This is a genomic window from Pirellulales bacterium, from assembly GCA_035939775.1.
Taxonomy (GTDB): domain Bacteria; phylum Planctomycetota; class Planctomycetia; order Pirellulales; family DATAWG01; genus DASZFO01.
Genome location: DASZFO010000053.1, coordinates 1 through 23371, shown reverse-complemented (window position 1 = coordinate 23371; position 23371 = coordinate 1). Strand labels below are relative to the sequence as shown.

At 61.5% G+C, this 23371-nt stretch carries 19 protein-coding genes; 10 read left to right on the top strand and 9 right to left on the bottom strand.

The genetic code is table 11. The features are described 5' to 3' along the window. Positions 1-242: 242 nt before the first annotated feature. The 7 genes from VGY55_02505 (at position 243) to VGY55_02475 (ending at position 12413) form a co-directional block, all read left to right on the top strand. Complete coding sequence (locus VGY55_02505; GenBank protein ID HEV2968831.1) at positions 243-1757, top strand: twin-arginine translocation signal domain-containing protein; 1515 nt, start codon at positions 243-245, stop codon at positions 1755-1757. Between the two features lie 143 nt (positions 1758-1900). Then, the gene (locus tag VGY55_02500) at positions 1901-3826 is read left to right on the top strand and encodes a peptidyl-prolyl cis-trans isomerase (protein HEV2968830.1); all 1926 of its coding nucleotides are present in this window, start codon (positions 1901-1903) and stop codon (positions 3824-3826) included. A 109-nt stretch (positions 3827-3935) separates the two neighbouring features. Further along, on the top strand, positions 3936-8951 hold the full coding sequence (locus VGY55_02495) for a vWA domain-containing protein (GenBank protein ID HEV2968829.1): 5016 nt from the start codon (positions 3936-3938) through the stop codon (positions 8949-8951). A gap of 2 nt (positions 8952-8953) precedes the next feature. Continuing rightward, the gene (locus tag VGY55_02490; protein HEV2968828.1) at positions 8954-9751 is read left to right on the top strand and encodes an RNA methyltransferase; all 798 of its coding nucleotides are present in this window, start codon (positions 8954-8956) and stop codon (positions 9749-9751) included. Positions 9752-9857: 106 nt separating this feature from the next. Next, entirely contained in the window at positions 9858-10757 is a 900-nt protein-coding gene (locus VGY55_02485) for a hypothetical protein (protein HEV2968827.1), read from the top strand. Between the two features lie 101 nt (positions 10758-10858). Further along, positions 10859-11476 (top strand): DUF6174 domain-containing protein, encoded by a 618-nt coding sequence (locus tag VGY55_02480; protein HEV2968826.1) that lies wholly within the window; start codon positions 10859-10861, stop codon positions 11474-11476. Between the two features lie 133 nt (positions 11477-11609). Beyond that, on the top strand, positions 11610-12413 hold the full coding sequence (locus VGY55_02475) for an SDR family NAD(P)-dependent oxidoreductase (GenBank protein ID HEV2968825.1): 804 nt from the start codon (positions 11610-11612) through the stop codon (positions 12411-12413). Positions 12414-12434: 21 nt separating this feature from the next. On the opposite strand, the gene VGY55_02470 is transcribed toward VGY55_02475, so the two are convergent. The 4 genes from VGY55_02470 to VGY55_02455 form a co-directional block, all read right to left on the bottom strand. Then, entirely contained in the window at positions 12435-12677 is a 243-nt protein-coding gene (locus tag VGY55_02470; GenBank protein ID HEV2968824.1) for a helix-turn-helix transcriptional regulator, read from the bottom strand. Positions 12678-12833: 156 nt separating this feature from the next. Next, complete coding sequence (locus tag VGY55_02465) at positions 12834-13256, bottom strand: hypothetical protein (protein HEV2968823.1); 423 nt, start codon at positions 13254-13256, stop codon at positions 12834-12836. A gap of 291 nt (positions 13257-13547) precedes the next feature. Continuing rightward, entirely contained in the window at positions 13548-14354 is an 807-nt protein-coding gene (locus tag VGY55_02460; GenBank protein ID HEV2968822.1) for a hypothetical protein, read from the bottom strand. Beyond that, complete coding sequence (locus VGY55_02455) at positions 14354-15079, bottom strand: RNA polymerase sigma factor (GenBank protein HEV2968821.1); 726 nt, start codon at positions 15077-15079, stop codon at positions 14354-14356. Before VGY55_02455 ends, VGY55_02460 begins: the two co-directional genes overlap by 1 nt. 241 nt (positions 15080-15320) lie before the next feature. On the opposite strand from VGY55_02455, the gene VGY55_02450 reads away from it, so the two are divergent. Next, positions 15321-15491 (top strand): hypothetical protein, encoded by a 171-nt coding sequence (locus VGY55_02450; protein HEV2968820.1) that lies wholly within the window; start codon positions 15321-15323, stop codon positions 15489-15491. A gap of 161 nt (positions 15492-15652) precedes the next feature. Here VGY55_02450 and VGY55_02445 read toward each other — a convergent pair whose 3' ends face one another. The 4 genes from VGY55_02445 to VGY55_02430 are packed head-to-tail and all read right to left on the bottom strand — an operon-like array spanning position 15653 to position 19034. Next, positions 15653-17020 (bottom strand): hypothetical protein, encoded by a 1368-nt coding sequence (locus VGY55_02445; GenBank protein HEV2968819.1) that lies wholly within the window; start codon positions 17018-17020, stop codon positions 15653-15655. A 21-nt stretch (positions 17021-17041) separates the two neighbouring features. After that, entirely contained in the window at positions 17042-17713 is a 672-nt protein-coding gene (locus VGY55_02440) for a hypothetical protein (protein HEV2968818.1), read from the bottom strand. Continuing rightward, positions 17679-18629 (bottom strand): ABC transporter ATP-binding protein, encoded by a 951-nt coding sequence (locus VGY55_02435; GenBank protein HEV2968817.1) that lies wholly within the window; start codon positions 18627-18629, stop codon positions 17679-17681. The genes VGY55_02440 and VGY55_02435 overlap by 35 nt, the downstream gene beginning before the upstream one ends. Positions 18630-18638: 9 nt before the next feature. Beyond that, entirely contained in the window at positions 18639-19034 is a 396-nt protein-coding gene (locus VGY55_02430) for a GntR family transcriptional regulator (GenBank protein HEV2968816.1), read from the bottom strand. Positions 19035-19505: 471 nt separating this feature from the next. On the opposite strand from VGY55_02430, the gene VGY55_02425 reads away from it, so the two are divergent. Beyond that, positions 19506-20642 (top strand): serine hydrolase domain-containing protein, encoded by a 1137-nt coding sequence (locus tag VGY55_02425; protein HEV2968815.1) that lies wholly within the window; start codon positions 19506-19508, stop codon positions 20640-20642. 219 nt (positions 20643-20861) lie between these two features. Next, complete coding sequence (locus VGY55_02420) at positions 20862-22052, top strand: serine hydrolase domain-containing protein (GenBank protein ID HEV2968814.1); 1191 nt, start codon at positions 20862-20864, stop codon at positions 22050-22052. A gap of 99 nt (positions 22053-22151) precedes the next feature. On the opposite strand, the gene bioB is transcribed toward VGY55_02420, so the two are convergent. Then, positions 22152-23186 (bottom strand): biotin synthase BioB, encoded by a 1035-nt coding sequence (bioB, locus tag VGY55_02415; GenBank protein HEV2968813.1) that lies wholly within the window; start codon positions 23184-23186, stop codon positions 22152-22154. Positions 23187-23371 lie beyond the last annotated feature (185 nt).

The window sequence follows — 23371 nt, the reverse complement described above, 5'->3', positions numbered from 1 at the left end:
CCGACCAGTTGTCGCAATCGGATTAGCGCCGGCTTCCGCTCCTCCAAGCTGGAAAGGTTGTAGCCGACCGGTGTTAGTCCATCGTGAGCGTCGCGCAAATTCGCTATCAGAAGTGGACTTGCCAATGTGTACGGTTCGGCGCGACCGGAGCAAATCCCTTGCCGCCGCGGCTGCTGTTTGTGGTAAGATCGACGGGAGGCAGACGAGGTCACTTTCACTTGGAGCAATGAAAGGAGCCGGCTATGTGCGCAAATCAGCCGAGGCGGGACTTCTTGAGAACGGCGGCAGCAACGGGGGCCGTTTTGGGATTATCGAATCTTGGCATTCTCGGCGAGCTTGGTCCCGTTTCAGCGGATGAAGCCCGGCTCGATCCGAGAAAGGTGCGATATGGCGATGATATCGAGCCGTTAGTGCGCCTCTTGGAGGACACGCCGCGCGAGCGCGTGCTCGAAGTGGTGGCCGGTCGAATAAAAAGCGGCTTGCCCTACAAGGAACTCTTGGCGGCGCTCCTGTTGGCCGGAGTTCGCGACATCCAACCGCGCCCGGTCGGGTTTAAATTCCATGCGGTTCTGGTGGTGAATTCCGCTCATCTGGCGAGCCTCGCCTCACCGGACGAGCACCGCTGGTTGCCCATCTTTTGGGCAATCGATGCCTTCAAATCGTCTCAAGCCGAGCAAATCAAAGCGAATCACTGGACGATGCAAGGGGTTGATGAGAAGGTCGTTCCCAACGCCGACAAAGCGGCCGCGGACTTCACTCAAGCGATGGACAACTGGGACGAATCGGCCGCCGACGCCGCGGTCACAGGGTTGGCCAGGTCCGCGAAGCCGCAGCAAGCGTTCGAAATCTTCTGCCGCTACGGCATACGCGATTTTCGCGACATCGGGCACAAAGCAATCTATGTGGCCAACAGCTCGCGAGCGCTGCGGCAGATCGGGTGGCAACATGCCGAGCCGGTGCTGCGGTCGCTGGCCTACGCGCTGCTCGAGCATGAAGGGGAGAATCCAGCCCAACGAGATGCCGATCCCGACCGACCTTGGAAACAGAATCAGGAACTGGCCGCCAAGATTCGTCCGGATTGGCCGAATGGTAAATCCGATCCGAAGCGCACGGCCGAACTCTTGGCGACGCTTCGCAGCGGATCGGCGAACGAAGCCTCCGAGAAGGTCGTGGAACTTCTCAACGCCGAGGTCGCGCCTCAATCCATCTGGGAGGCGCTTTTCGATGCGGCCGGCGAGTTGATGATGCGCGATCCGAATATCCGCTCGCTCCACGCAGTCACTACCACCAACGCCATGCACTTCGCTTTCGGCCAAACCGAGAGTGACCAAACAAAGCGGTTGCTCGTCTTGCAGAACGCGGCATTCATCCCGCTCTTCCGCGGAAACCCGAAGAGCAAGGGAACGCCCATCGATCAGCTCGAGCCGCTTCAGCCGACAAAATCGGGCACTGAGGCGGTCGCCGAGATCCTCGCCGACGTCGGCAGCGACCGAACAACGGCGGCCCGCAAGGTGCTGGCCTATGCGAAAGACAATCCGACACCGAAAGAATTGATCGACGCTGCACGGCTATTGATTTTCTTCAAGGGTCGCGATGCGCACGACTACAAATTCAGCGCGGCCGTGATGGAAGACTACGCCGCCATGTCGTCCCCCTGGCGCGAGCGCTACCTGGCAGCGAGCGTTTTCAACCTCAAGGGCTCTGGAGCGCCGGACAACGAACTGACGAAGCGCACCCGCGCGGCGCTGGAAGGATGAGTAGCTGCTAGCAGCCCTCAAATCTCGCCTAAATTCTCAAGTCAGGCCCTCACGGCTGCCGATTGGTCAGGATGATTGCGCGGGCTGTAGCGGTTTTGACGCCGGCGCATGGGCATTCAGGACCCATCGGAGTTGGCCGCGGGATGAAACCGAGACGCTCGATTTGCTGGTTGCTCGCGGGTGTGATGCTCCTGACGGGGTGCATTTCGACGGCGCCCCCTGCCGCCGCGCCAACGACTCCGGCAGCGCCACCGGCGCCGACCACGGCGCCAAACGGGACGACCGTAAACGTCTCGACGCCGACCCAGCCCTGCTGCCCGCATGAGACGCTTTGGCAGTTCCTCGGCGTCACTGGAGGCGCCAAGTTTCTCGCTGGAATCATCGAACGGATTCGGAACCGTCTCGGGTCGGTTTTTCCCGGCCTCGAATCGACTCCGCCGGTGCTGGCGATCACCGATCCGAAAATGGCCGCCTCGTCAAATCCGGCGGAGGCTGCGGCGGCTGGGGCAAAGGCCGATGAAGATGCCGCGCCGCAAAAAATCAAGGCGATTCGCTATTTGGCGACTCTGGGCTGCGCCGGCTGCTATCCGGGGATCGAAGACGCTCTGCTCGAATCGCTCGACGACTGCACGGAAGAAGTCCGCTACGAGGCGGCTAAAGCCTTGCGCGAGCTGTCGGGCAAGCCCTGTTCCACCTGCAAGACCAAGAGTTGCTGTAGCCCGAAAGTGCTTAAAAAGCTCGACGAGGTCGCCAATAAGATGGAGAAAGGGTGCTACAAGGAGCCTTCGGCGCGGGTGCGACGCGAGGCGCGACTCGCCATGGCCGGGTGCGGCGGCTCGCCACCAACGAACGAAGCGCCCAAGGAAGGACCATCGGAAGGTCCGCCGGGATCGCCGCAGCCCGTGACCGCCTCGGAATCGGCGCCGAATGGCGGCGAGGGTGGGCAGGCCGGCGCCGTCGCCTCAACATCCGCGGAGCGTGCGTCCCCATCGTCCTCGAATGCAATTGCCGGGCGATCCGGTGCGGCCGGTCAGCCGCGCGTTGCCATCCTTCCGGCCGATAGCGATTGCGGCTGCGGTCAGACGCAGTCGGTGGTCGTTCAAACCACGCCCGCAGCAAAAGCGACGCACTCGGCCACAGCGTCGACTCCCGCTCCCGCGCTGGCTCCGCAGCAGTCTGAATCCTCGCCCGCGGCGCGAATTGTCCGCCCGGCGACAGTTTCTGTCATTCGCAGCTCCGGCGCCGTCCTGGCGGAAGTGAACGGCGAGTTGGTTTTTGAGAGCGAAGTCGCGCCTGAGGTCGATCGCCAGTTGGCCAATTTCGGTCCGTCGATGTCGCTTGATGAAAAGCTCCGTCAACGGCCGATTTACATCCGCCGCGAACTCGCGCGGGTTATCGACCGTAAACTCCTATGTCAGGAGGCGCGGCGCGCATCGCCGCAAGTGACCCAAGCAGCCTTTGACGCCGCGGACGGCGACGAGGCGACCATTGCCACAGCTTGGCTCAAGGGAAATATTCGAGTCGATGAAACGGTGACACAGGAACAACTGATCGCTTGCTATCGGGCCAATTGGACCAGATTCGAGCAGCCGGCCGCGGTTCGCTACGAGCAATTGACGGCGCCGGTGGATCGATTTGCATCGCGCGACGAAGCCAAGGCGGCAATCGAGGTTATGCGAAATCGAGCGCTTGGCATTCCGCAGCCGCCGTTCGGGACCAGCCGTACCAAGGCGGTCGAGGCGAAGACATTCGACTGGACGCGGAAGGACCAGATTCCCTCGGCGCGGATCGCTCAGATGCTTTTCACGATGCCGATCGGCGCAATTAGTGAGGTGATTGAAGGTACGGACGGCTGGCGCGTGCTACGCGTGTTGGAGCGGCACGGGGCCGGTCCGGCGCCGCTCGAATCGGTGGCCGATGCGGTTCGCCTGGAGATTCTCCGCGAGCGCCACGATTATCTGGAAGAGGCCTACATGCGGCAGTTGCGCGGCCGGGCACGCATTTGGACCGCGTTCGATCAATCATCGCCGAAGGCCCAGGTGCAAGGGGTCCGGCCGTTGGCGGATTGACGGCCGTCGCTGCGCTCCGCGTGCGGAACCTCCCTCGCGCTGAGTGTGACGACTGCTCTGCATAGTTTGCTATAATGCGCCGCAAATTGAACATCGCGAGAAACTCACTATGTCTCTTCCCGGACAGTATTCTCCGCCCGGCCTAAGCAGCCCTTCCGCGCGGCGCGGCTGGCGTGGTAGGACAGCGGCGCGGCTCAAAGTGCTGAGCCATCGCTGGCAGAGCGATGGCGGATCGCAGCCGCTCGAGCGGATTCACAACCGCGAGGTCTGGCGCCGGCTGCGGATCGGCGGCTTCTTGCTGCTTTTCGTCGGGCTCTTGGCGTTGTTCGTTTACCAACTCTGGTTTCGGCCGATTCAAACGCCGCTCATCGCTATCTCCGCCCCGGCATACGCTTGGCCGCTGCCGCCGAACGCATGGGCACAGGAGGATTTGCAGGGTTTGGCCGATCTCGACAAACAGGAATCGGTTCGCCTGCTTGACGCGAGCGCGGCATGGCGATCGGTCGAGAGCGGGCTGGCCAGCCTCGATCGGCAATTGCGCGCCGCGAGCGCGCTCGGTTCAAAGACCGGCGCCGTGATTATCTATGTGAGTGTACACGGCGCGGTCGATGCCGACGGGCATCCGGCTCTGATACTGCCCAGCGCCTCGCCGCTGCGGAGCGAAACATGGCTGAAGGTCACCGATCTACTCGAGCGAATCAAGGCCGAGCATTTGCCGGATGAATGGCACAAATTGTTGATCCTCGATTGCAATCGAATGTCGGTGAATTGGAGCCTGGGATTGCTGGCGAACACGTTTGCCGATCGGCTGCAAGACGTAGTTGCCGAGAAGAAGATTCCGAACCTCGTGATTCTCAATTCGACGAGCCCCGGACAAACGGCCTGGGCGTCGGCGGATCTGTCGGGATCGGTTTTCGGGCATTACTTGCGGTTAGGGCTGGCCGGCGCGGCCGACGACCCGAGCGAAGGAGGCAACGGCGATCACCGCGTCTCGCTGCACGAGCTGCGCGATTATCTGCAAAGCCATGTGGATGCATGGGTGCGCCACAATCGGGTCGATCATCAGCTACCGAGGCTGATTCCCGAGAGCGCCGCCGATTTCACGGTCGTTTGGGCGCTTAACAAGGCGACGCAGCGACGCCTGGCGGATGCGGCCCCTTCGACATCCACCGGCTCAAGCGTCACGGCTCGCGATTTGGATCCATTGTGGCAAGCTCGCGATCGGCTCTCGGCGTTTGAACCGCTGCGGTTCGATCCGCTGGCTTGGCGCGACTTCGAGCAGAAACTGCTCTGGCTGGAACAAGCGGCCGTTGCCGGCGGCGGCTACAAGGCCCCGGCTCGCGCGGCGCTGCGCGAATTGCAGAGCTACACGGTCGCGGTCGATGAACGAGCCGCAAAGCTCGCCGAGGAAGGCACGATCTTCGCTCGCGCCGATCTGTTGACCGATCGCGAGACTAAGCGTCCCCCGCCGACCGCCCACACGCTACCGCTGGCAGAGTTTTTTGGCATGCCCGTGGACGGCGCAAGTCAATTGGCCGCCAAACTTGCGCAGTTTCAATCCGCGCCAGGCGGCGCGGCTGCGGATGCGTTGCTCGGAGGTCTTTCGGCGCGTAATCGCGGTCCACAGTGGACCGAGGTGCAGTATTTGCGTTTGATGCGAAATGAGCTGCCGGCGTCCGTTTGGCAGCGACCAGCGATCGTTGGCAAGGCGCTCGGCGTCGAGATGCGGGCCGAGCGGCTGGCCGTTCCAGAAGATGAACGGACGGAGAATTGGGTCCTGCCGTTGGTGGCGGTCGGCGATCGAGCGGCGCAGCAAGCCAAGGACCGGCTCTTTGCGGGAGACTCGGCAACACTGGCGGCGGCTGAACCATTCTGGCAGGAGTCGGATCGCCGTTACGCTCAGGCCGAGAAAGTCAGCAAGTCGGTTGCCGCCGCATTGGCTCTTCGCGACCGCGCGTATGCCGAGGTTCCATATCTGGCGGCGTGGCTCGCTCGGCCGTTACCTCCGGACGAATCCGCGGCAACCTTCGACGCCGAAATCAACAACTCGCTCCTACCGCTGATCCACGCGAATCATGCGCTGGGCGCGCTGCTGGCGGCCGGAGAACCGGCCGGCGCCGATACCGCCGTCGAGTCACCGGCGCTCGATCAGCAGGCACGGCAGGTCCGGGAGCGATTGGAGCATCTTGAGGAGTTGTTCGCAGCGGAATGCACGCGGCTGCAAAAGTCCAAAACGGCCGATGCAGCTAGGGCCCGCGATATAGACGCGGCGCTCGCCGTACCTCTCGCTCCACAACGACAGCGCGAGGAGCTGCGCCGCTTGCTCGTCCAGACTTCGGCCAAGTTGAGCGCCGACGGGACTGCCGAGTCGGCGAAGGATAACGGGAAAGACCAATCCGGCAAGGAAAAGAACAAACAGACGTCTCCGAAGAAATCGAGCATCCCGGAAACCGACGCCGCCGACTATCTCCATCGCAGCATCGTGGAATGGCAAGAACATCCGGCGCTGGCGATTCTCGCGACGACTGACAATCTGGACAAGCCGACGGATATGCCACATGAAAGGCTCGGCGAAGACAAAACGTCTCACGGAGACCTCTACGCAACGAGCGCGGCGCGTGGAGGCCGGGTTCGCGAACTATTGGATACTCTGCCGGCGAGATTGCGCCGCCTGCACGATGTCGGCGCCGACTCGGAGAGCAACGAATCAGCGACCGGGGCGGCCGGCCGCGCCGACGCCGACCGTGGCGCTCAAGCTCGCCTTGCCGTTGGCGACGCCGAGCGACTCACCCGGGCCGCGGCCTCGCTTTGGTTTCCGCCCCTCGACTACGATCCGATCCGCCGGCAGCGACAATGGAACTTGCAGCAGTTGTTGCTCTGGCACGCCGCCCGAGTGCTCGACGATTTTTGGGGACCGGCCGATACGCAAGGAGACCCGCTGTTTGCCGTCGCCGCGGCGGATTATCTCCGCGCCGCGCAGGCAGTCGGCGAGGTCGAGCCGTCGCTGCTGGTCGAGCGCAATCGTCTGGCGAAGCTGCTCGAACGACGACGCGGCGCCGCCAGAGCGGCCGTCCGCGTCGAGGCCTCCGACGTGCTGCTGTTGGAGGAAAATGAGAACGCCACGATCAAGCTCGGCGTGCAGGCCACTGCTGAAGCTGAGAAACAAGGGGCCCCGACGGAGCGGGTCGCCCTCTTCGTTCGCGACGCCAAGGGCCGCATCGACGGGACAACGCAATTCCTCGATCTGGCCGCTGGCAACGCGGCAACCGAACAAGGCCAGCGCTTCGATCTGCAAGTGCCCACCGCCGCGTTAATCGGCCGCGGGCCGATGCTGGAAGCGGTTGCGCTGTTGCGCACGAATCCGTTCGTCGCGCCGTTCCTGCTTCGCCCGACCGGCGGCGCGCGGATCGATTTCAAGCCTTATAACTACGGTCCGCCGACCGTGACACTCGCCGGACGCAGCCGCAAGCGGGCATCAATCATCTTCATCCTCGATTGCTCGAACAGTATGTCGGAACTGACCGACATGGAAGGCCCGGGAGGCGTGCAGCGGATTCCGCGGCTGGAAGCGGCCAAGATCGCGCTGCACGAAATGCTCGCGGAACTCGCCTCCGAAGGGGACGCCCGAGTCGGCGTTTTGTTCTACGGCCATCGCGTCGGCTGGAACCTCAAGAAACCCGATCAAATGCTCCGGCAGACGGACTATGCTCGCGTGATTCCAGACGATCTGCGGCCCAGCGAAGATGTTGAGCTGGTGCTGCCGCTGGGACGGTTCGATTCGGTGGTGGCCGGCGGAGTGTTCGACTTGATGAAGAGCCTGAAGCCGTGGGGAGAAACGCCGCTCTATCTGTCGCTCGTGCAGGCGATCGGCGATTTCGCCAATGATGAGCCGGGCACGGAGAAGAGCATCGTCGTGATCACCGACGGCGCGAACTATCAATTCAACTCGCCGAATCCCAAGCGGCGCGACGACGTAATGACCACGATGGGCGATCGCAAGATTCCAATTCACATCGTCGGTTTCGGCATCCCGGCCAGCGAACAGGCGGAGGCGGCCAAAGAGTTTGGCGCGCTGGCCGACCAGACCGAAGGGAGCTTTACGCCGGTCTCCAGCGGCACGACCCTCGTTAAATCGCTCGAAACATTGCTCGGCCCGAAAGTGTTCACCGTCTTCGATGGCGGCGGCAACGACATTGGCCATGCGCAGGTCGGCTCCGCAGTGACGGTTAATCCCAAACCGAACGGCCCGCATCCCTTCACGGTCGCGCTGGGATCGCTCACCGACCAGATCGAACTGTCGGGGGGCGAGGCGGCCGAACTAGTCCTGAGCGCCGACGGCAAATCGCTCGAAACCGTCGGCTTCGACAAGGGAGACCCGCTCTTCGGCCCGCTGATTGACGGCGATCGGGGTACGGAAACCGTCTGGCGGCTGGGCGTTCATCGTCCGATTCGCGCGGCCGAAGGAGTGCGGTTCCCGTTTTCGGTGCAACGAGCCGACCGACAGTTTGCGCCGCGCCCGATCGAATCGTGGTTCGAGGTGACGCCGATATTGGATGAAAAACGGGCCGCACCGGCGAAATACGTTTTCTACGACGCGAACTGCGAGCCGGGCACGACCGTGCCAGTGCTAAACTGGCTGGCCGAGGACTGGCCCGCCGGAGCAAAGCAAATGGAGGTTCGGGCTTGGTTGAAATTCGAGCCGACGAAGCCCGATTGGATCGTGAAGCTCGGGCAGGTGGCCAACCAGTTACCTCAGTCCGGCACGGGGACGGCGCTCGATGGTCTGCCGGGAGTGACTTATCAGGTTCGCACGCGCCGTGGCGACACGCCCGGTAGCCCGTTCCGCGTGGCGGTCATTGAGCGCCATGCCGAAGACTCGCCCGGCCTCGGCAGCCTCAAAGTCGAAATCTACCCACAGCCGGCTCACGTTGTCCATCGCTTCGACGCTGAGAATCATCTGGCCACGCACCTATTCGAACTCGACGAGACCAGTGAACAAGCCGTCGCGACCTACGAGCTGCACTTCACCCGCCGCGAGAACGCACAAAAAAATACCCTGCAACTTGCGGAACCGATCACGCGCGACGTCACCGACTCAACCGACGTAATCCACACGGCGAAGTGAACGTGCGAATTCGCATCACCTCGCTCGACGATCCGCGTCTGGAGCCGTATTGTCATCTGAAGGACACCAATCGCACTCGCTGGGCAGGACTCTTCATCTGCGAAGGAGAGAAGCTCGTCCGGCGTCTGCTCGCCAGCGATTTTTCGGTCGAATCGGTCCTGCTCAGCAATCGTTTCGAGCCGCAGCTCGGCTCGCTCGCACCGCCTGGCGTTCCAGTCTGGATCGTGCCGGACGAGTTGGTCGAGCCGCTGGTTGGCTTCGACTTCCATCGCGGAATTCTGGCTTGCGGGCGGCGGCGTCCCAATCCGTCGCTCGCGGAACTCGCTCCGCCGGGCCCACGGCTGACCCTGGTGATCTGCCCGGAGGTCCAGGATCCCGAAAACCTCGGTTCCATTCTGCGGATAGCGAGCGCGTTTGGCGTCGATGGCGTCCTGGTTGGCCGCGGTTCGGCAGATCCCTTCTCGCGCCGTGTCCTGCGCGTCTCGATGGGCGCGTCGCTCCGTGTGGCGATCCGCGAGTCGACCGATTTGGTGGACGATCTGAGCCAGCTTCGCAATCCGCTCTCCGTGCAACTTGCCGCAACCGTCCTCGATTCCACCGCCGAGCAACTTTCGTCCGCCGGTCGACCCAACCGCTTCGCCCTGCTCTTCGGCAGCGAAGGACACGGCCTCGATCCTTCGATCGTCGCGCTCTGCGACCGCCGGATCACCATTCCCATGCGATCGGGCACCGACTCCCTCAATGTCGCCGTCGCCGCGGGAATTTTTCTGTATCACTTCCGCGGCTGCTCGCCATTGTAGCGAAGGTCGCGAAAACACGGTGCTTCGCATAGCCTGTTTGGCGCAATCGCGCCGACCAGAATATAATCGAGAAGTGTCCTTCGTTGGTTCGACAAGAGATTGCGAAATGAGCGCCATCCCGTTGGAACACGTTTGGCTCGACGAACGCGGCGTAGCTTGGATCGACGATACGAACGTCAAGGTGATCGAGATTGCCCTCGACGAAGTCGCGCATGGACTGAGCGCCGAAGAGATTTTCGCCCAGCACGGTCGGCATCTGTCGCTCGCACAAATTCATGCCGCCTTGGCCTGTTATCACGACCATCAGCCAGAGTTTGATCGGGAGATCGCCGCTCAACTGAACGAATACGAACATCTGCGCGCGCAGGCACACGATTCACCATTGCGCCAGGAATTGAGAGCGCGAAGTGATGCAAATCGCCACGCCTTGTATCGCACTTTTTTGTCGCTGGCGAACCTAGTCATCATTAGCGTATTCGGCTGTAGTGGACGAGCGCATCACGATGAGGCCCGAAACGACGAATCTCTTAATTGGAAGCAGACTGAAGCCGCACTTAAATCGCCGGACGTGCGCACGATCGAAGATTTATTCGCACGACTGGCCAAAGAGCCGATAAGCGAAAAGGATCGGAAGTGGCTTGGCGATATTGCGGTGCGCGAAACCGAATACGAATCCATCGTCAACCATATCGCGCAGTTCTATCAACAAGATGCCGACTACCAAACGGCTGCAAAAACCGGGTTGGATATGAGCCTTCCCTCGATCCGTAAGCGTTTGGCCAAGGAGATCACGTGGAAAACGTCGAGCGGCTCTCTCGATAACGTGTCGCGAGTTTATCCACTTTATACAAAACAGGCGAGCAAATTGGACGAGTTGGCTACTTTTGGTTTGCCGGTGTTTTTTGAAGTCTTCACCGACGAAAGTGGTAATCTGCTGGGCTGGACGAGTACCAAAAGACCAATTTTTAACATCCCATTATCCACTCGCGATCACGTGAGCCAATAATCTTGCCGAGATGGCTGAATCACCGTTGGCTCGCGAAAGACACGGGCGATCCAACTCGGTTAGCTCGCGGAAGCGGGATGATGGTCGCGGGAGGCCTTTGCATGTCGGCGAATCACTCGCGGGGTGACGATGATGCCGAGGGCGTTCGAGCGACGAACGGGCACCCTTCGGCGAATGATCCGCCCCGTGCTGGGCTGGCGGCGCATCAGAAATCCCGATCGCGATTGCGAAACCTAGTTCTCGGAATCGCGATCGGGTCGGTCATCGGACTAATCGGGACGATCGGCGTCATAGCATATCTCGCTCGCGGGCAGTTGCCGATCATGTCGGCGACCGATTTCGAGGCAGCCGTGAGCCGCTGGAATGAGCGTGGCCTAAAGAACTACGAAATGGAGCTGGAAGGCAACTTCGACATCAAGGGCAAGTTGCACGTCGCGGTTCGCAACGGTGAAGTTACCTCGATGAGTTTGGACGGGCAGCCCAGCCCCGCGCGGATCTGGGAGTATTGGTCGGTGAACGGGCTGTTTGGCATTATCCGCCGCGACTTGGATCGCAACGAAGCAGCGGCTAAGAACCCGGGCGGCCCGCTGCCGCAGCCAGTGCTTCAGCAAGCCGAGTTCGATCCCGAGCTGGGATTCCCGCGCCGCTATCAGCGCAGCGAAATCTCGTCGGGCCAGAGCGGGGATTGGCGAATCGTCAGCCTCCGCCACTTCGATTGAGGGCGCCCATAAACGACCCGTGCAACGGCGGCTGGTGCTTCCATTCCGGGCGGTTTACGTTAGGCTAAGATCGACTCACAATCCGAGTCAGGCTGGCCAGCCTGACGTAAATGCCCACGCTCTGCTTTGCCCGATGCCGTACTGGAATGAAAAGGTCGCGGTGATCACCGGCGGCTCCGGCGGATTGGGCAAGGCACTGGCCGGCACGCTCGCCGCCGCTGGAGCCAACGTCGTGATCGTGGCGCGGGATGCCCAAAGACTCGAGCGCGCCGCGGCCGACGTTCGCCGTGCGAGCGGCAATGTGTTGGCAATGCCCGCGGACGTGACCCGGCAAGAGCATGTCGAGCGGATTTTTCAACAAGTCGCCAGTCAATTCGGCCGGCTCGATTTGCTCGTCAACAGCGCCGGGCGATCCACGCGCGGAGAGGCGATCGACACCTCGCCGCAAGAGTTCGTCGATTTGATGGACCTGAATTTTATCGCCGCGGTGCGCTGTTGCCGCGCCGCGGCGCCGCACTTGCTCAAGAACCAGGGGCATTTGGTAAACATCGGGTCTTTGGCCGGCAAGGCGGCCGTTCGTTACGTCGGCGCCTATCCGGCGACGAAGTTTGCGCTCACCGCCTACACGCAGCAGCTTCGACTCGAGATGTCTCCGCGCGGGCTGCACGTGCTGCTCGTTTTGCCCGGCCCGATCGCTCGCGATGATTCCGAGCAGCGCTATGCCGATCAGGCGGCCGGGTTGCCGGAAAAGGCGCGCAAGCCTGGCGCGGGGGTCAAATTCCGCGCGGTTCCGCCGGAGAAACTCTCGCGATTGATTCTCAAAGCCTGCGAGCAGCGCCGGCCGGAATTGGTTTATCCGCGCCTCGTCCGCCTGCTATTCGTGCTCGGACAACTCTCGCCCCGCTTGGGCGATTGGCTAGTCCGCCGGCTGACATGAGCAACGGCGGCTGTCGAGCCGTCAGAAATTCTCGCGTAGGCCGAAGCGCCGATAGCGAATGTTTCGCGGGTTCATCGAATGCCCCCAGCTAATCTCGGCGGCCGGCACTCCGAACGCAGCCGCCATACGCTCGCGATCGTCGGGGCTGGGAGTCCACCGCCCTTCCGCGATCGCCGCCACACGTTCCATCGACAGATCGGACCGCTCGGCGATCTCTTCAACCGATAGACCGGTCTCTTCGAATAGATGCTCAACCGTCTTCATATCCGATCAACCGCCGTCACGAACCGTCTCTCAATGGCTACTCCGATCACTTTCATTATCGCCAAGGTTTGTAGGGTGTGTCCAGCGAAGCGCAGACGCACCGCGCGCGGTTCAGGCGTCAGCGCGGGCTTGACGCATCGGACGCTGATCGGCCGATCAATACGCCTTCGCGCCGCGATTGGCTTCGAGAATGATCGTCTGGTGGCTGATCCCGCCGACCCATTCCGAGGGCTGATAGCCATTGGAACGCCAATGGGCCGCGTACGGGCTGTCGGTCGGATCAGGACTGACGTTCGGACGCGAGTTGGACAGGCCATACCAAGCCATCGCGGCCATTCTGGCCCGCCGCTGGGCCGCCTTTTCCTCGGCGTTCGTTCGCACGATCGTCTGCGGGTCGTCCCAACGCCGCAGCTCTTGCTCGTAGAACCACATCTCGGGGGTCGGCGTCAATTCGCCGGTGGAAGCGACATGGCTGGCGATTGGCGCGAACCGCTCCGTTTTCTCCGCGGCCGGCTTCTGAGCATGCGCGGCAGCAACGATTAGCAGATTCAGCGACAAAGCGAAAATCAACCTCTTCATGGTTCAGTCCCCCCCAACAAGGAATTCGGTATTCGGCCGATATCAGTCGACGGCCCGCGGCCTCTATTGACCGATTCGGCCGTTCCGATGGGGAAGGATTAAACGATTCTTCCGCATACCCGGCCCGCCGGTGCCGACATCGAAACTCGGCAAGACACGAAGACTTTGCGGGTGGAAAGCTCGCTTTTTCAGAACCCCTCGCAAAACCGCCTGGGAGAAGGGGACAGTCCCCGTTTTGCTTCGCGGACTTCGCAAAAGGGAGACAGTCCCCGGCGGTATTGCGAGGGGTTCTCAGGCCAGCGGGCCTTGGGCCGCTGAATTGAGCAGATCTTGGTATGTCCGCTCATCGCCCTCCACGATCAACACGTAGACCAGGCCTTCGGATTGCCACCAGCCGATCGTCCACCCGCCGGTACTGTATTGCGGCTTCGAGAGGGGAGTCGATGGACCATCGAAATCGTTCGTAGGAATGACGAATAGCGCCGCGCGGCGGCCGGTTGCCAATTGATAAGCGACGGAGGGTTGCCCGACAGTCGATGACGCATCAGACCAGCTCTTCGCAGCGGCGCGAATCGAGTTGGGAAATGGGTATTGCGCCAGACCTCGCTCGTGCGGACCGAGCGGCGTCCACGAGGCGCGATCCGAGACGTCGGCGTACCAAGTGGAAGCGCCGCTGTCGCTCCGCAGCAATTCGTCGGTGAGCCTCTGGTGGCGCGGCCAAAATGTCGCCAGCGATAGGGCGAATAATAGACTCGCGGCGACGGCGATCATTGACCAAATACGCTTGCGGGACGACCTGCGTTCGGGGACGACGGCCACCATGGCTTCGCGAACGGACTGCTCGTTTGCGACGCTCCGAGGTTTTTCGGATTCAAGATTGACTCGCGCCAGAATCCGCTCGGCCAACCCCGCCGGCACGATAACGTCGTGCACGGCCTCCGCGATTCGCACGTCGAGTCGTTGAATTCGCTCGAACAGCCGGCGAGCCCCTGCGTCCGATTCCAATCGATCCGCGACCAGAACCAACTCGGGCAAACGGAGATCGTCGCGCCCCGCGCGGCAGGCATCCATGGCGTCGCGAAGCTCGGAAAGTTCCATCAGGCACCTCTCACTCGGGGCGCCGACGGGTCGGCATCCGCCGGCACGTCACAGGCCGGCCCGGCACCGGGCACTGCGACACATTCCGCCTCAAGCAGCCGCGATCGGATCTGATTCTTTGCCCGAGACAATCGGCTCATCACCGTTCCCACCGGCAAATCAAACTGCTCGGCAATTTCACGATACGACAGGTTCTCGAAATAAAAGCTCAAGACGACTAGCTTGTACGCATCGGGCAATTCATTGATTGCCGCTTGCAACAACTCGCGATCGACGATGAGATCGGCGACAATTTCGTCGGGAATCGTTTCGATATCCAAAACGGCGCCGGCCATCGGCAAGCGCCGCGTCTTCTGTTGGGATTTCAAATACACCCGCCGCAGCACTGCAAACAGCCATCCCCGCGCGCAGGCGGCATCGCGCAACTGCGACAGCTTTTGATGGGCGATCAAAAAGGTTTGCTGGGTAAGGTCCTCCGCGTCGGCCACCGAACCCGTCAGCCGATAGGCATAGCCATATAACACGCCGGCATGGTCGGCGACAAGCCGAGGCAAGTCCAACTCGTTTTTCACCTTATGGGCGAGCGCGATGCCATCGCCTGCCGCCGGACCGATTGGCCGCGCCGCATCCACCGGCAGCGCCGCATTCACTGGCAGCATTGCCGGCAATCCGTTCACGCGCTCCGCGCCCCCGGCTCCGCCCGGGAAACTCTGGTCGTCCGCCATGGTCGATCCTTGCCCAAAAAGTAGAGACCTAATGTATCGCGATTATTCCCAGCCAAAACCACGACAGGGCAAAATCCATACCCGGTGGTGGCCATTCCGGTGCGCCGACACTGGGCATCATATAGGAAATTCGTTGAAGCCGGGAATAAATTTGCCCATGCTGGCATCTTTAGTCAATGAGAAGGTGCAGGAAGGTCCTGCGAAACGAATTCGCCCCACAGTCATCAGGAAAGGTGTTGAGATGAAGAAAATTGGCATTTTGATCGTCTTGTGCAGCCTCGGCATGTTCACAGTCGGCTGCAATAAGCCGGCTTCGAGCGGCAGCAGTGGCACAACGACTACGACCAGCAGTTCCACGACGACAACCCCCGCCGATACGACGACGACCGCGACGCCCGACAAGGGAAAGTAGTCGCGCTGGCAAGTAGTTTTGCCGAGATCGCGATTGTTGCGATTGGGTCGTGATTTAGAGGAAAGGCGCGCTCAACGGCGCGCCTTTTCTCATGCGCTGGCGACTCGATCAGAATTCAGGATCGGCAGTCAAAACTTCGGAGCGTGGTTGCCGCGACGCGACTATGCCGCGACGACTTCAATCCCTTTGAGCGCCGGCCGCGGAAACTCTTTGCCACATAGCGCACAGCTCTCGCGATCGCGCGGCGCGAAGCGGCCGCAGGAGGGACATGCAACGCGGACCGGCCAGCGGCGATGCACAAGGTAGGCGGCGAAGCCCGGCACTCCCGACAAAAAGACGAAGATGGCCCAGCCCACAGCGCCACGCTGAGAATAAGCGCGTTGGCGTTTCGCGGCGAGCCAGGCCAGGATGCCGGATCCGACACAAAGCAGCGCGAGCAAGGTCCAATTCTCGCCGATCGCCGGTTCAACGATGGCGGCAACCAGGGAAGGCATCCAGAGCGCGATCAGCCAGCTATGGAGCCCGGGGCGGTTCATGATGGGATCACGGTTTGTCCGGACAACGCTTGCCCGCCGCAAGACATGCCCGCCGCGGTCGAAATAATAGAGATCATCGACATTGGGCAAGACTCGATGCACGATTGCCAGCCCGAGGTCCCCGTTTTGATAAAAGTCCAATGTATCTTTGCGGAGTTCTTCCGGAATCACAAACGAACTGTGCTCCGTCCCTTTCGCATCCAGTAGCAAAATCCGGTCTACTTCGCGGATTGCCAACAGCGGCACCGCAGTGGGATCGACTTGTTGTTCCGCGCCGTTGGGAAGCTGACGGACAGGCGGGGAGAGCAAGCCCAAGCTGAGCATGTTATCAGCGGACAGTATTTTGCGAACCGTGCGTTTGCGAAAATCGACCGTTACCAAATCCTTGCCGGAAATCAGGTATAGGTCGGCAAACTCCCAGCCCTCCAAACGCTTCGGCTGATTAATGGCGAGGTATGTCACCGCCCCAATTGCCGTGATCGTTCCGTCAATAGCGAAGCTTTGGGCCGGAGAAGGCTCTTCGGTCTGGAAACCGTGGGAGCCGATAAAACCGGCGCGGAGCTTTGATTCCGGATCAAATCCTTCGAAATAGGCCCGACCCTGCTCCTTCGCTTCGTACACTAGAAACCAACGTGTCACCGGGCTCTCAAGTCCGAGTTCGTGCGTCCCCCAGTTCGGTCGCCAAGGCGCGGCAGTGCGGTAGTTTGGCGGGAAGAGAAGGAGTTGATTGGCCTGGATATCAGGGGTTTCTTGGATCTCGGCGCCCAGCAGAGTCCGATACTTCAGCGCGACGCGGCCATCCGGCTCCCATTCCCCTATCACCGGCGCTCCTTCGGAATCTACATAGAGCCCGCGAATGCGCTCGCGCGGTTGAATTAGGTTGTCGACTATTGGAAGACCGATCGCGACGAGCAACCCGTAAACGATGCTAAACCCCGCCGCGAGCACGAGCGCCAAACCGTACGGTTGCAATGTTGCGCAAAGCTTTTTCATGTCGTGCTTTCTCGATGACCCTTAGGAAAAATCGCGCGTGCGAGCGACGAACAAGATGACCCCGCAAAGCAGCGCGGCGAGCAACGTAAGTTCCGCCAGCCACAGAGGCCACAACCACGTATGGGCTACGCCAATCACGAACGCGAAGAATGTCGCCCCCGCCAAGGGCAGCGCCCGCGTGCCGAACCATCGTCCCGGTCGAAGACCACTCAAAAACGCGCCGAGGTAAATCGGGATCATCGAGAACCAGACGACCCATGACGGCCAAGTCATGCACCAAAAGAAAGGGCTGGCGTGCGTGCCCGGTGTTGCCGCCCAGCAGCCGTACCAAAGGATCGGGACGGCCGAGCAGACAAGAAAGATCGCGGCCCCTGAAAGCAGTTTGAGCGCGACGACGCGCCCAAATTCAATCGGTCGATTGAATAGGACAAGCCAAGTGCCTCGGACCGATTCCATGATCGTTTGCCGAAATCCAATGACGACGGCAAACAGCGCGGAGAGAATTGCGAATTCGCCGGTGAACCTGTCGTCCGAGAAGGGAATTTGCGCCGCAGAGTTCGTTGATCTGCTGACAAATGCGGCCGTCAGATCAACTCCGATGAATGAGCCCACCATGATCGCGTATATGGCTAACGCCGCCGCGCCGATCCAAAGGTTCTCACGCAATTCCTTGTAGACGATTGCTTTCCACATCGCCGTTTTCTCCGAAGAAGATGGGCAACGGGCGTTGCGGCCCGCGGGTGTATTCGATAAACGCGTCTTCCAGGCTCATCTGCTGCACGTCGACCGAGCGCGGATTGAGCGATTCGAGCGCGCCGCGCCACTCGTCGTCCCAGCCCACGACGATCAAGACCAGCGAGCGGCCGACTTGCCGGCTCCCGACCAGGCCCGGCCGCGACGGCGCTACCGGCGGAGGCCCGACGAACTCGACGATCACCTTCCGAATCGAGTCCTTGAAATGCTCCATCGGGCAATCGACCCGCAGTACGCCGTCGACAAGAATGCCGATGCGGTCGGCTACCCGCTCCACATCTCCCAAAATGTGCGAGCTGAAGAGGATGGTCCGGCCGCGGCGCTGGATGATTTGGATCAGCGATTCAAGGAAATCGCGCCGCACGACCGTGTCGAGGCCGAGCGTGGGGTCGTCGAGAATCAAAAGTTCCGGATCGCTGGCCACGGTGAGCGCGAGGGCCACCTGCGCCCGTTGACCGTTCGAGAGCCGGCGAATCTTCGCCCGCGGCGAGAGTGCAAAGTGGTCGAGAATCTGATCCAAGAGCGGGGTGTTCCAATGGGGATGGAAGGGGCGCGCGAACCGCACTGCGTCACGAATCGTCATCCAGCGATAGAGCGGATGCCCCTCGGCCAAGAAGGCGATTCGCTCGCGAGTTTCCGGCCGCAGTCGGGATGTATCTTCGCCGAGCAATTCGGCCGTGCCGTAATCCGGATGCACCATCCCCAGCAACATCTTGATGGCCGTGGATTTGCCCGCCCCGTTTCGGCCGAGCAAGCCGTAGACGCACCCCTGCGGCACGCACAAATCGAGATCGCAGACGACCGGGCGCCGGCCGTAGTATTTCGTCAAACGGTGGGTCGCGATAACGTTGGGCATGGCGGCGCCTCATCGGTCGTTCGTGGACCATTGAAACTGCTTTACGCGCTTGGCCGCACAGGCGAGCACCTCGGCGGCCGAGAATCCCAAATGCACCGCCTCCGTGAGCAGGCGATCCAACAGTTCGTGCAAACGCTCGTCCCTGGCCTTGCGAGTCAGCTCGGGCTTTCGCTGGCAGACGAACACGCCCAGCCCCTGCCGCGTGCTGAGGATCCCCTCGCGCTCCAACTCGGTATAAACCCGGGCGACCGTGTTCGGATTGATCACCAGCCGGCGCGACAACTCGCGGACGGAGGGCAGCCGCTCGTCGGGCTGCAAGTTCCCCCGAGCGATCGCTTCGCGCATTTGCTCGGCAAGCTGCCGATAAATCGGCAATCGGCTCGAAGGATCAATCTGAAATTCCACAGGCGCCTCGGTAACTGTATTAATACTTATAGTACAGTTGACGCGGGGTGTCAAGACATTGGCGGAGTTATTCTGCGATGCCATTCGTCGAAGCCAGCCGGCGCGTGGGGGACACAGGCATTCAACCCCAACGGGGTTTCGGCTTTAGCCCAAGGGTTGGACGCGCCCGCGGCCTACCCTGGGTATTCGATCACATTCGTTCGTTTTCAACCCCATCGGAGTTGCGTCCGCGGCGGGCGCGACGCCGGCGCAACTCCGTCGGGGTTGAGGGTGGTCGTTTGCACCCGTGACCCAGCGTAGGCCGCGACGCGCGGCCAACGCTGGGGTAGAGGACGTAGCCCGTTGGGGCATTGAGAATGGATCGGCTGCGGAGCGAGCCCGCAACGGCACCCGCAGAACGTTCGCCGACTTGCATTCATGCGGCGAGGCAACGACAATACTGTCGAATCAACCAACCCCAAAGGTGTTGCGATGCGCGAGGCGGCGCTGCTAATTCGATTGTTCTGCGTGCTGGTATTCGTATGCGCGGCGGTACCGCGCGGCGTGGCGCAGCAGGCGCGACCGGCTCCGTTGGCGGCGGTGCTCGAGCCGATTCTGGAAAAATATCACGAGCTGCCCGGGTTGGTCGGGGCGATTGTCGACGGAAATCGGATCACGGCATTAGGCGCGGTCGGGATTCGCAAAGCCGGCGAGCCGGAGCGGATGACGGCCGGCGATCTGATTCATCTTGGCTCCGATACCAAGGCGATGACTGCCACGCTCATCGGTAAGCTGTTCGAGAGCAAGCGTCTCGCGCCGCAGGACACGATGGCCGAGATCTTCGCCGATCTGCGGTCGGAGATGAACGCCGAGATGGCCAAGGTCACTGTCGCCCAGTTGCTCGAGCACACGGCCGGGCTTCCGCACGATATCGACTGGTGGGCGATCGATCGCAGCAAGAAATCGCTCCGGGAGCAGCGCCGCATGGCGGTCGAAACGGCGCTGAAAAAAGCCCCCGATCAGTCGCCAGGAACCAAGTATGAATACTCCAACGTCGGCTTTGTCATCCTAGGCGCGATCCTCGAGGAGAAGACCGGCAAGCCGTGGGAGGAAGTGATTGAAAACGAATTATTCAAGCCGCTCCGGATGACAACGGCCGGATTCGGCCCGCCAGGGACGCCGGGGAAAGTCGATCAGCCGTGGGGACACGTGATCAAAGAGGGCAAGCCCGAACCGCTGCAGTTCGACAACGCTCCGCTGATGGGCCCCGCGGGCCGAGTGCATTGCTCGATCAGCGATTGGGGCAAGTTCGTGAGTTTGTATTTGGATCCGGATCATCCGAATCCGCAAATCCTGCGCGCCGCGACGATCCATGAGTTGACGACGCCCGGCCCGGTCGGCGATTATGCCAGCGGTTGGATCGTCACGAAACGGCCGTGGGCGGGCGGAACGGCGCTCACCCACGCAGGGTCGAACACGATGTGGTTTTGCGTGGTTTGGGCGGCGCCGAAACGGCACTTCGCCGTGCTTGCGGCAACGAATGCCGCCGGCGAAGAGGCACCGAAGGCCTGCGACGACATAGCCGGAGCGCTAATCAAATTTCATGAAGATCACGACGGCGGGCGTTAGCAGTATCGCGAGCCGGTGCCACTGCTGGCTTGTCCAGCAGTGAATGTCATGACCATGGTTTGTACCCAAGTCCGCGATCGACGCCCGTGTCGGGAAAACAAGATTGACGCAAGAAAATGTGGCCCGCGACGGCGTAAACATAAGAACTTGCCGGGCGACTTCACTGCTGGACAAGCCAGCAGTGGCACACAATAGCCGACACTATTTCACATGCGTACCGTGAGCGCTCCCAAGTCGTTTGTTTCGATCCGCTTTCTCCCATTGATTGCGATCGCGGCGACGGCACTTGTCGGCAGTCCGGCGCTTGCCGATGAAGTAGCCAAGGCGTCTAAACCAGATTTCTCGCGGACCGCGGAGATCGTCGAGCAAGCCGTGAAAGATCATATCTTCCCCGGGTGCTCGGTTGCCGTTGGCAATCATAGCCAGGTGCTCTGGGCGCGCGGCTTTGGGCGGCTCGATTATGAGCAGGGAGCTGAGGTAACGCCCGAGACGCTTTACGATCTGGCGTCGGTGACGAAGATCATCGGGACCACGTCGGTCGTGCTGACGCTCGTGCGCGATGGGAAGCTTGCCGTGACCGACCCCGTGAGCCGGTACGTGCCCGAGTTTCTCGATGCCGCCAAAGTCGAAACCGATAAGCAACGCCGAGCGAAGGTGACGATCGAGCATCTGCTCACGCATAGCTCCGGGCTGCCGGCGGGGGCGCCGCTTTATAAGAAGGCCGAAACGTACGACGGGATCATCAAGCAGGTGTTCGCGACGCCGCTCGAGGCCGAACCGGGCGCGCGGTCTGTCTATAGCGATTTGGGCGTGATGCTGCTTGGCGAAGTCGCGGCGCGGGCCGGCGGCAAACGATTGGCCGACTTGGAGCAAGAGCGAATCTTCGCTCCGCTGGGGCTCCACGACACGATGCGCAACCCTCCGGCGGCACTGATCGCCCGAATTGCCCCCACAGAGCGCCGCGGCGATGGCAAGGGATTCTGGCAGGGAGTGGTTCACGATGAAAACGCGCGGGCGGGTGAAGGGCTAACCGCTCATGCGGGGATCTTTTCGACGGCCGACGACATGGCCCGCTGGTCGGCCGAGTGGCTCAAAGGGACACGCGGCGAAAGCAAGATCTTTCCGGAGGCGCTCGTCGAACAATTCACGCGGCGGCGCGAGATCGTCAAGGACTCTAGCCGCGCGCTCGGCTGGGACACTCCGCCAGGCAGTGCCGCCGGGAAAAAGCTTTCGTCCCACGCATTCGGCCATACGGGGTTCACCGGCACGAATGTCTGGATCGATCCCGAGGCTGATGTCTATGTGATCTTGCTAGCGAACGCGGTGCATCCGAAGCGCGGCGATCTGCGAATACAGAAGGTGCGGCGCGGAGTGGCGGATGCGGTGCTTGAGGCAGTAGCTGGGAAGTGACCGGGGAAACGCGGCTTCGATGGGATGGCTGGACGAGGCACCCTCACCCCGCCCTCTTCCAGAGGGAGAGGGAGGACGCGCCAGCGGTTGGAGAATCGATTAGCCGGGTGCGCCGTCCGCGTCGCGGGTGACGACGAATCCGAGTTCTTCGATCATGCGGTAATCGGCTTCGGGGGTTTGGCCCTGGGTCGTGAGATAGTCGCCGACGAAGATGGAATTGGCGGCGTAGAGGCCCAGGGCTTGCAGGTTGCCCAGATGCATCTCGCGGCCGCCGGCGATTCGCAGTTCGCTTTGCGGATTGACCAACCGCATCATGGCCAGGGCCTTGAGGCAATAGCGCGGATTAAGACGATTGCTGCCGGCCAGCGGCGTGCCGTCGATCGGATTGAGAAAGTTGAGCGGGATAGATTCGACCTCCAGATCGCGCAGCTCGAAGGCCATTCGCACCACGTCGGCATCGTCTTCACCCATCCCCAGGATGCCACCGCTGCACAGTTCCATTCCCGCGCCGCGAACCGCGCGCAGCGTTTCGATCCGATCCTGATAGGTGTGCGTCGAGCAAACTTCGGGATAGAACTGCTCGCTCGTGTTCAGATTGTGGTTCACCTTGTCGACGCCGCACGCTTTGAGTCGCTGGGCCTGATCGGGAGTGAGCAGCCCGAGGCAGGCACAGATTTGTAGAGTGTAAGCCGCCTTGATTTTCGGCACGATGCGGGCGACCGCGTCGATCTCGCGCTCGGTCGGGCCGCGGGCGGAGATCACGATGCAGTAGGTCTTGGCCCCGCGCTCGGCGGCCACGCGGGCCCCGTCCATCAACTTCGGCTCGGAGAGCAGATTGTAGCGCGGAATCTCGGCCTCGGAGACCTTCGACTGCGAGCAGTAGCGGCAATCTTCCGGGCAAAGCCCGCTCTTGGCGTTCATCAAGAAATACAGGGCCACCCGGTTGCCAAAATAACGGCGGCGAACTCGATATGCGGCCGCCATGAGATCAAGCAGCTCGTCGTCCGGCGCGCGAAGCACCGAGATCGCCTCGTCGAATGTCAGCCGATGGCCGGCTAGAACGCGATCGGCCAACTCGTGCCAAGTCGTTCGAGTGGAAGCGGAGGATATTTCATCTAATTGCTGTTCGAACATGGAATTAAAGTATCTTGCAGATGGCCGCCGCAGCAAGCCGAAATCTCTCAGAACGTGTTTGAAAAGGTCTTGATCGTCGCGGAAATAAGCAGTATTTACACGCAGCGTTTGAAACTGGAGGAACTTTTCTCGCTTCGGAGCACCTGGCATGGAAGCCGTCTATCCCACGGATTTGAGCGATGAGC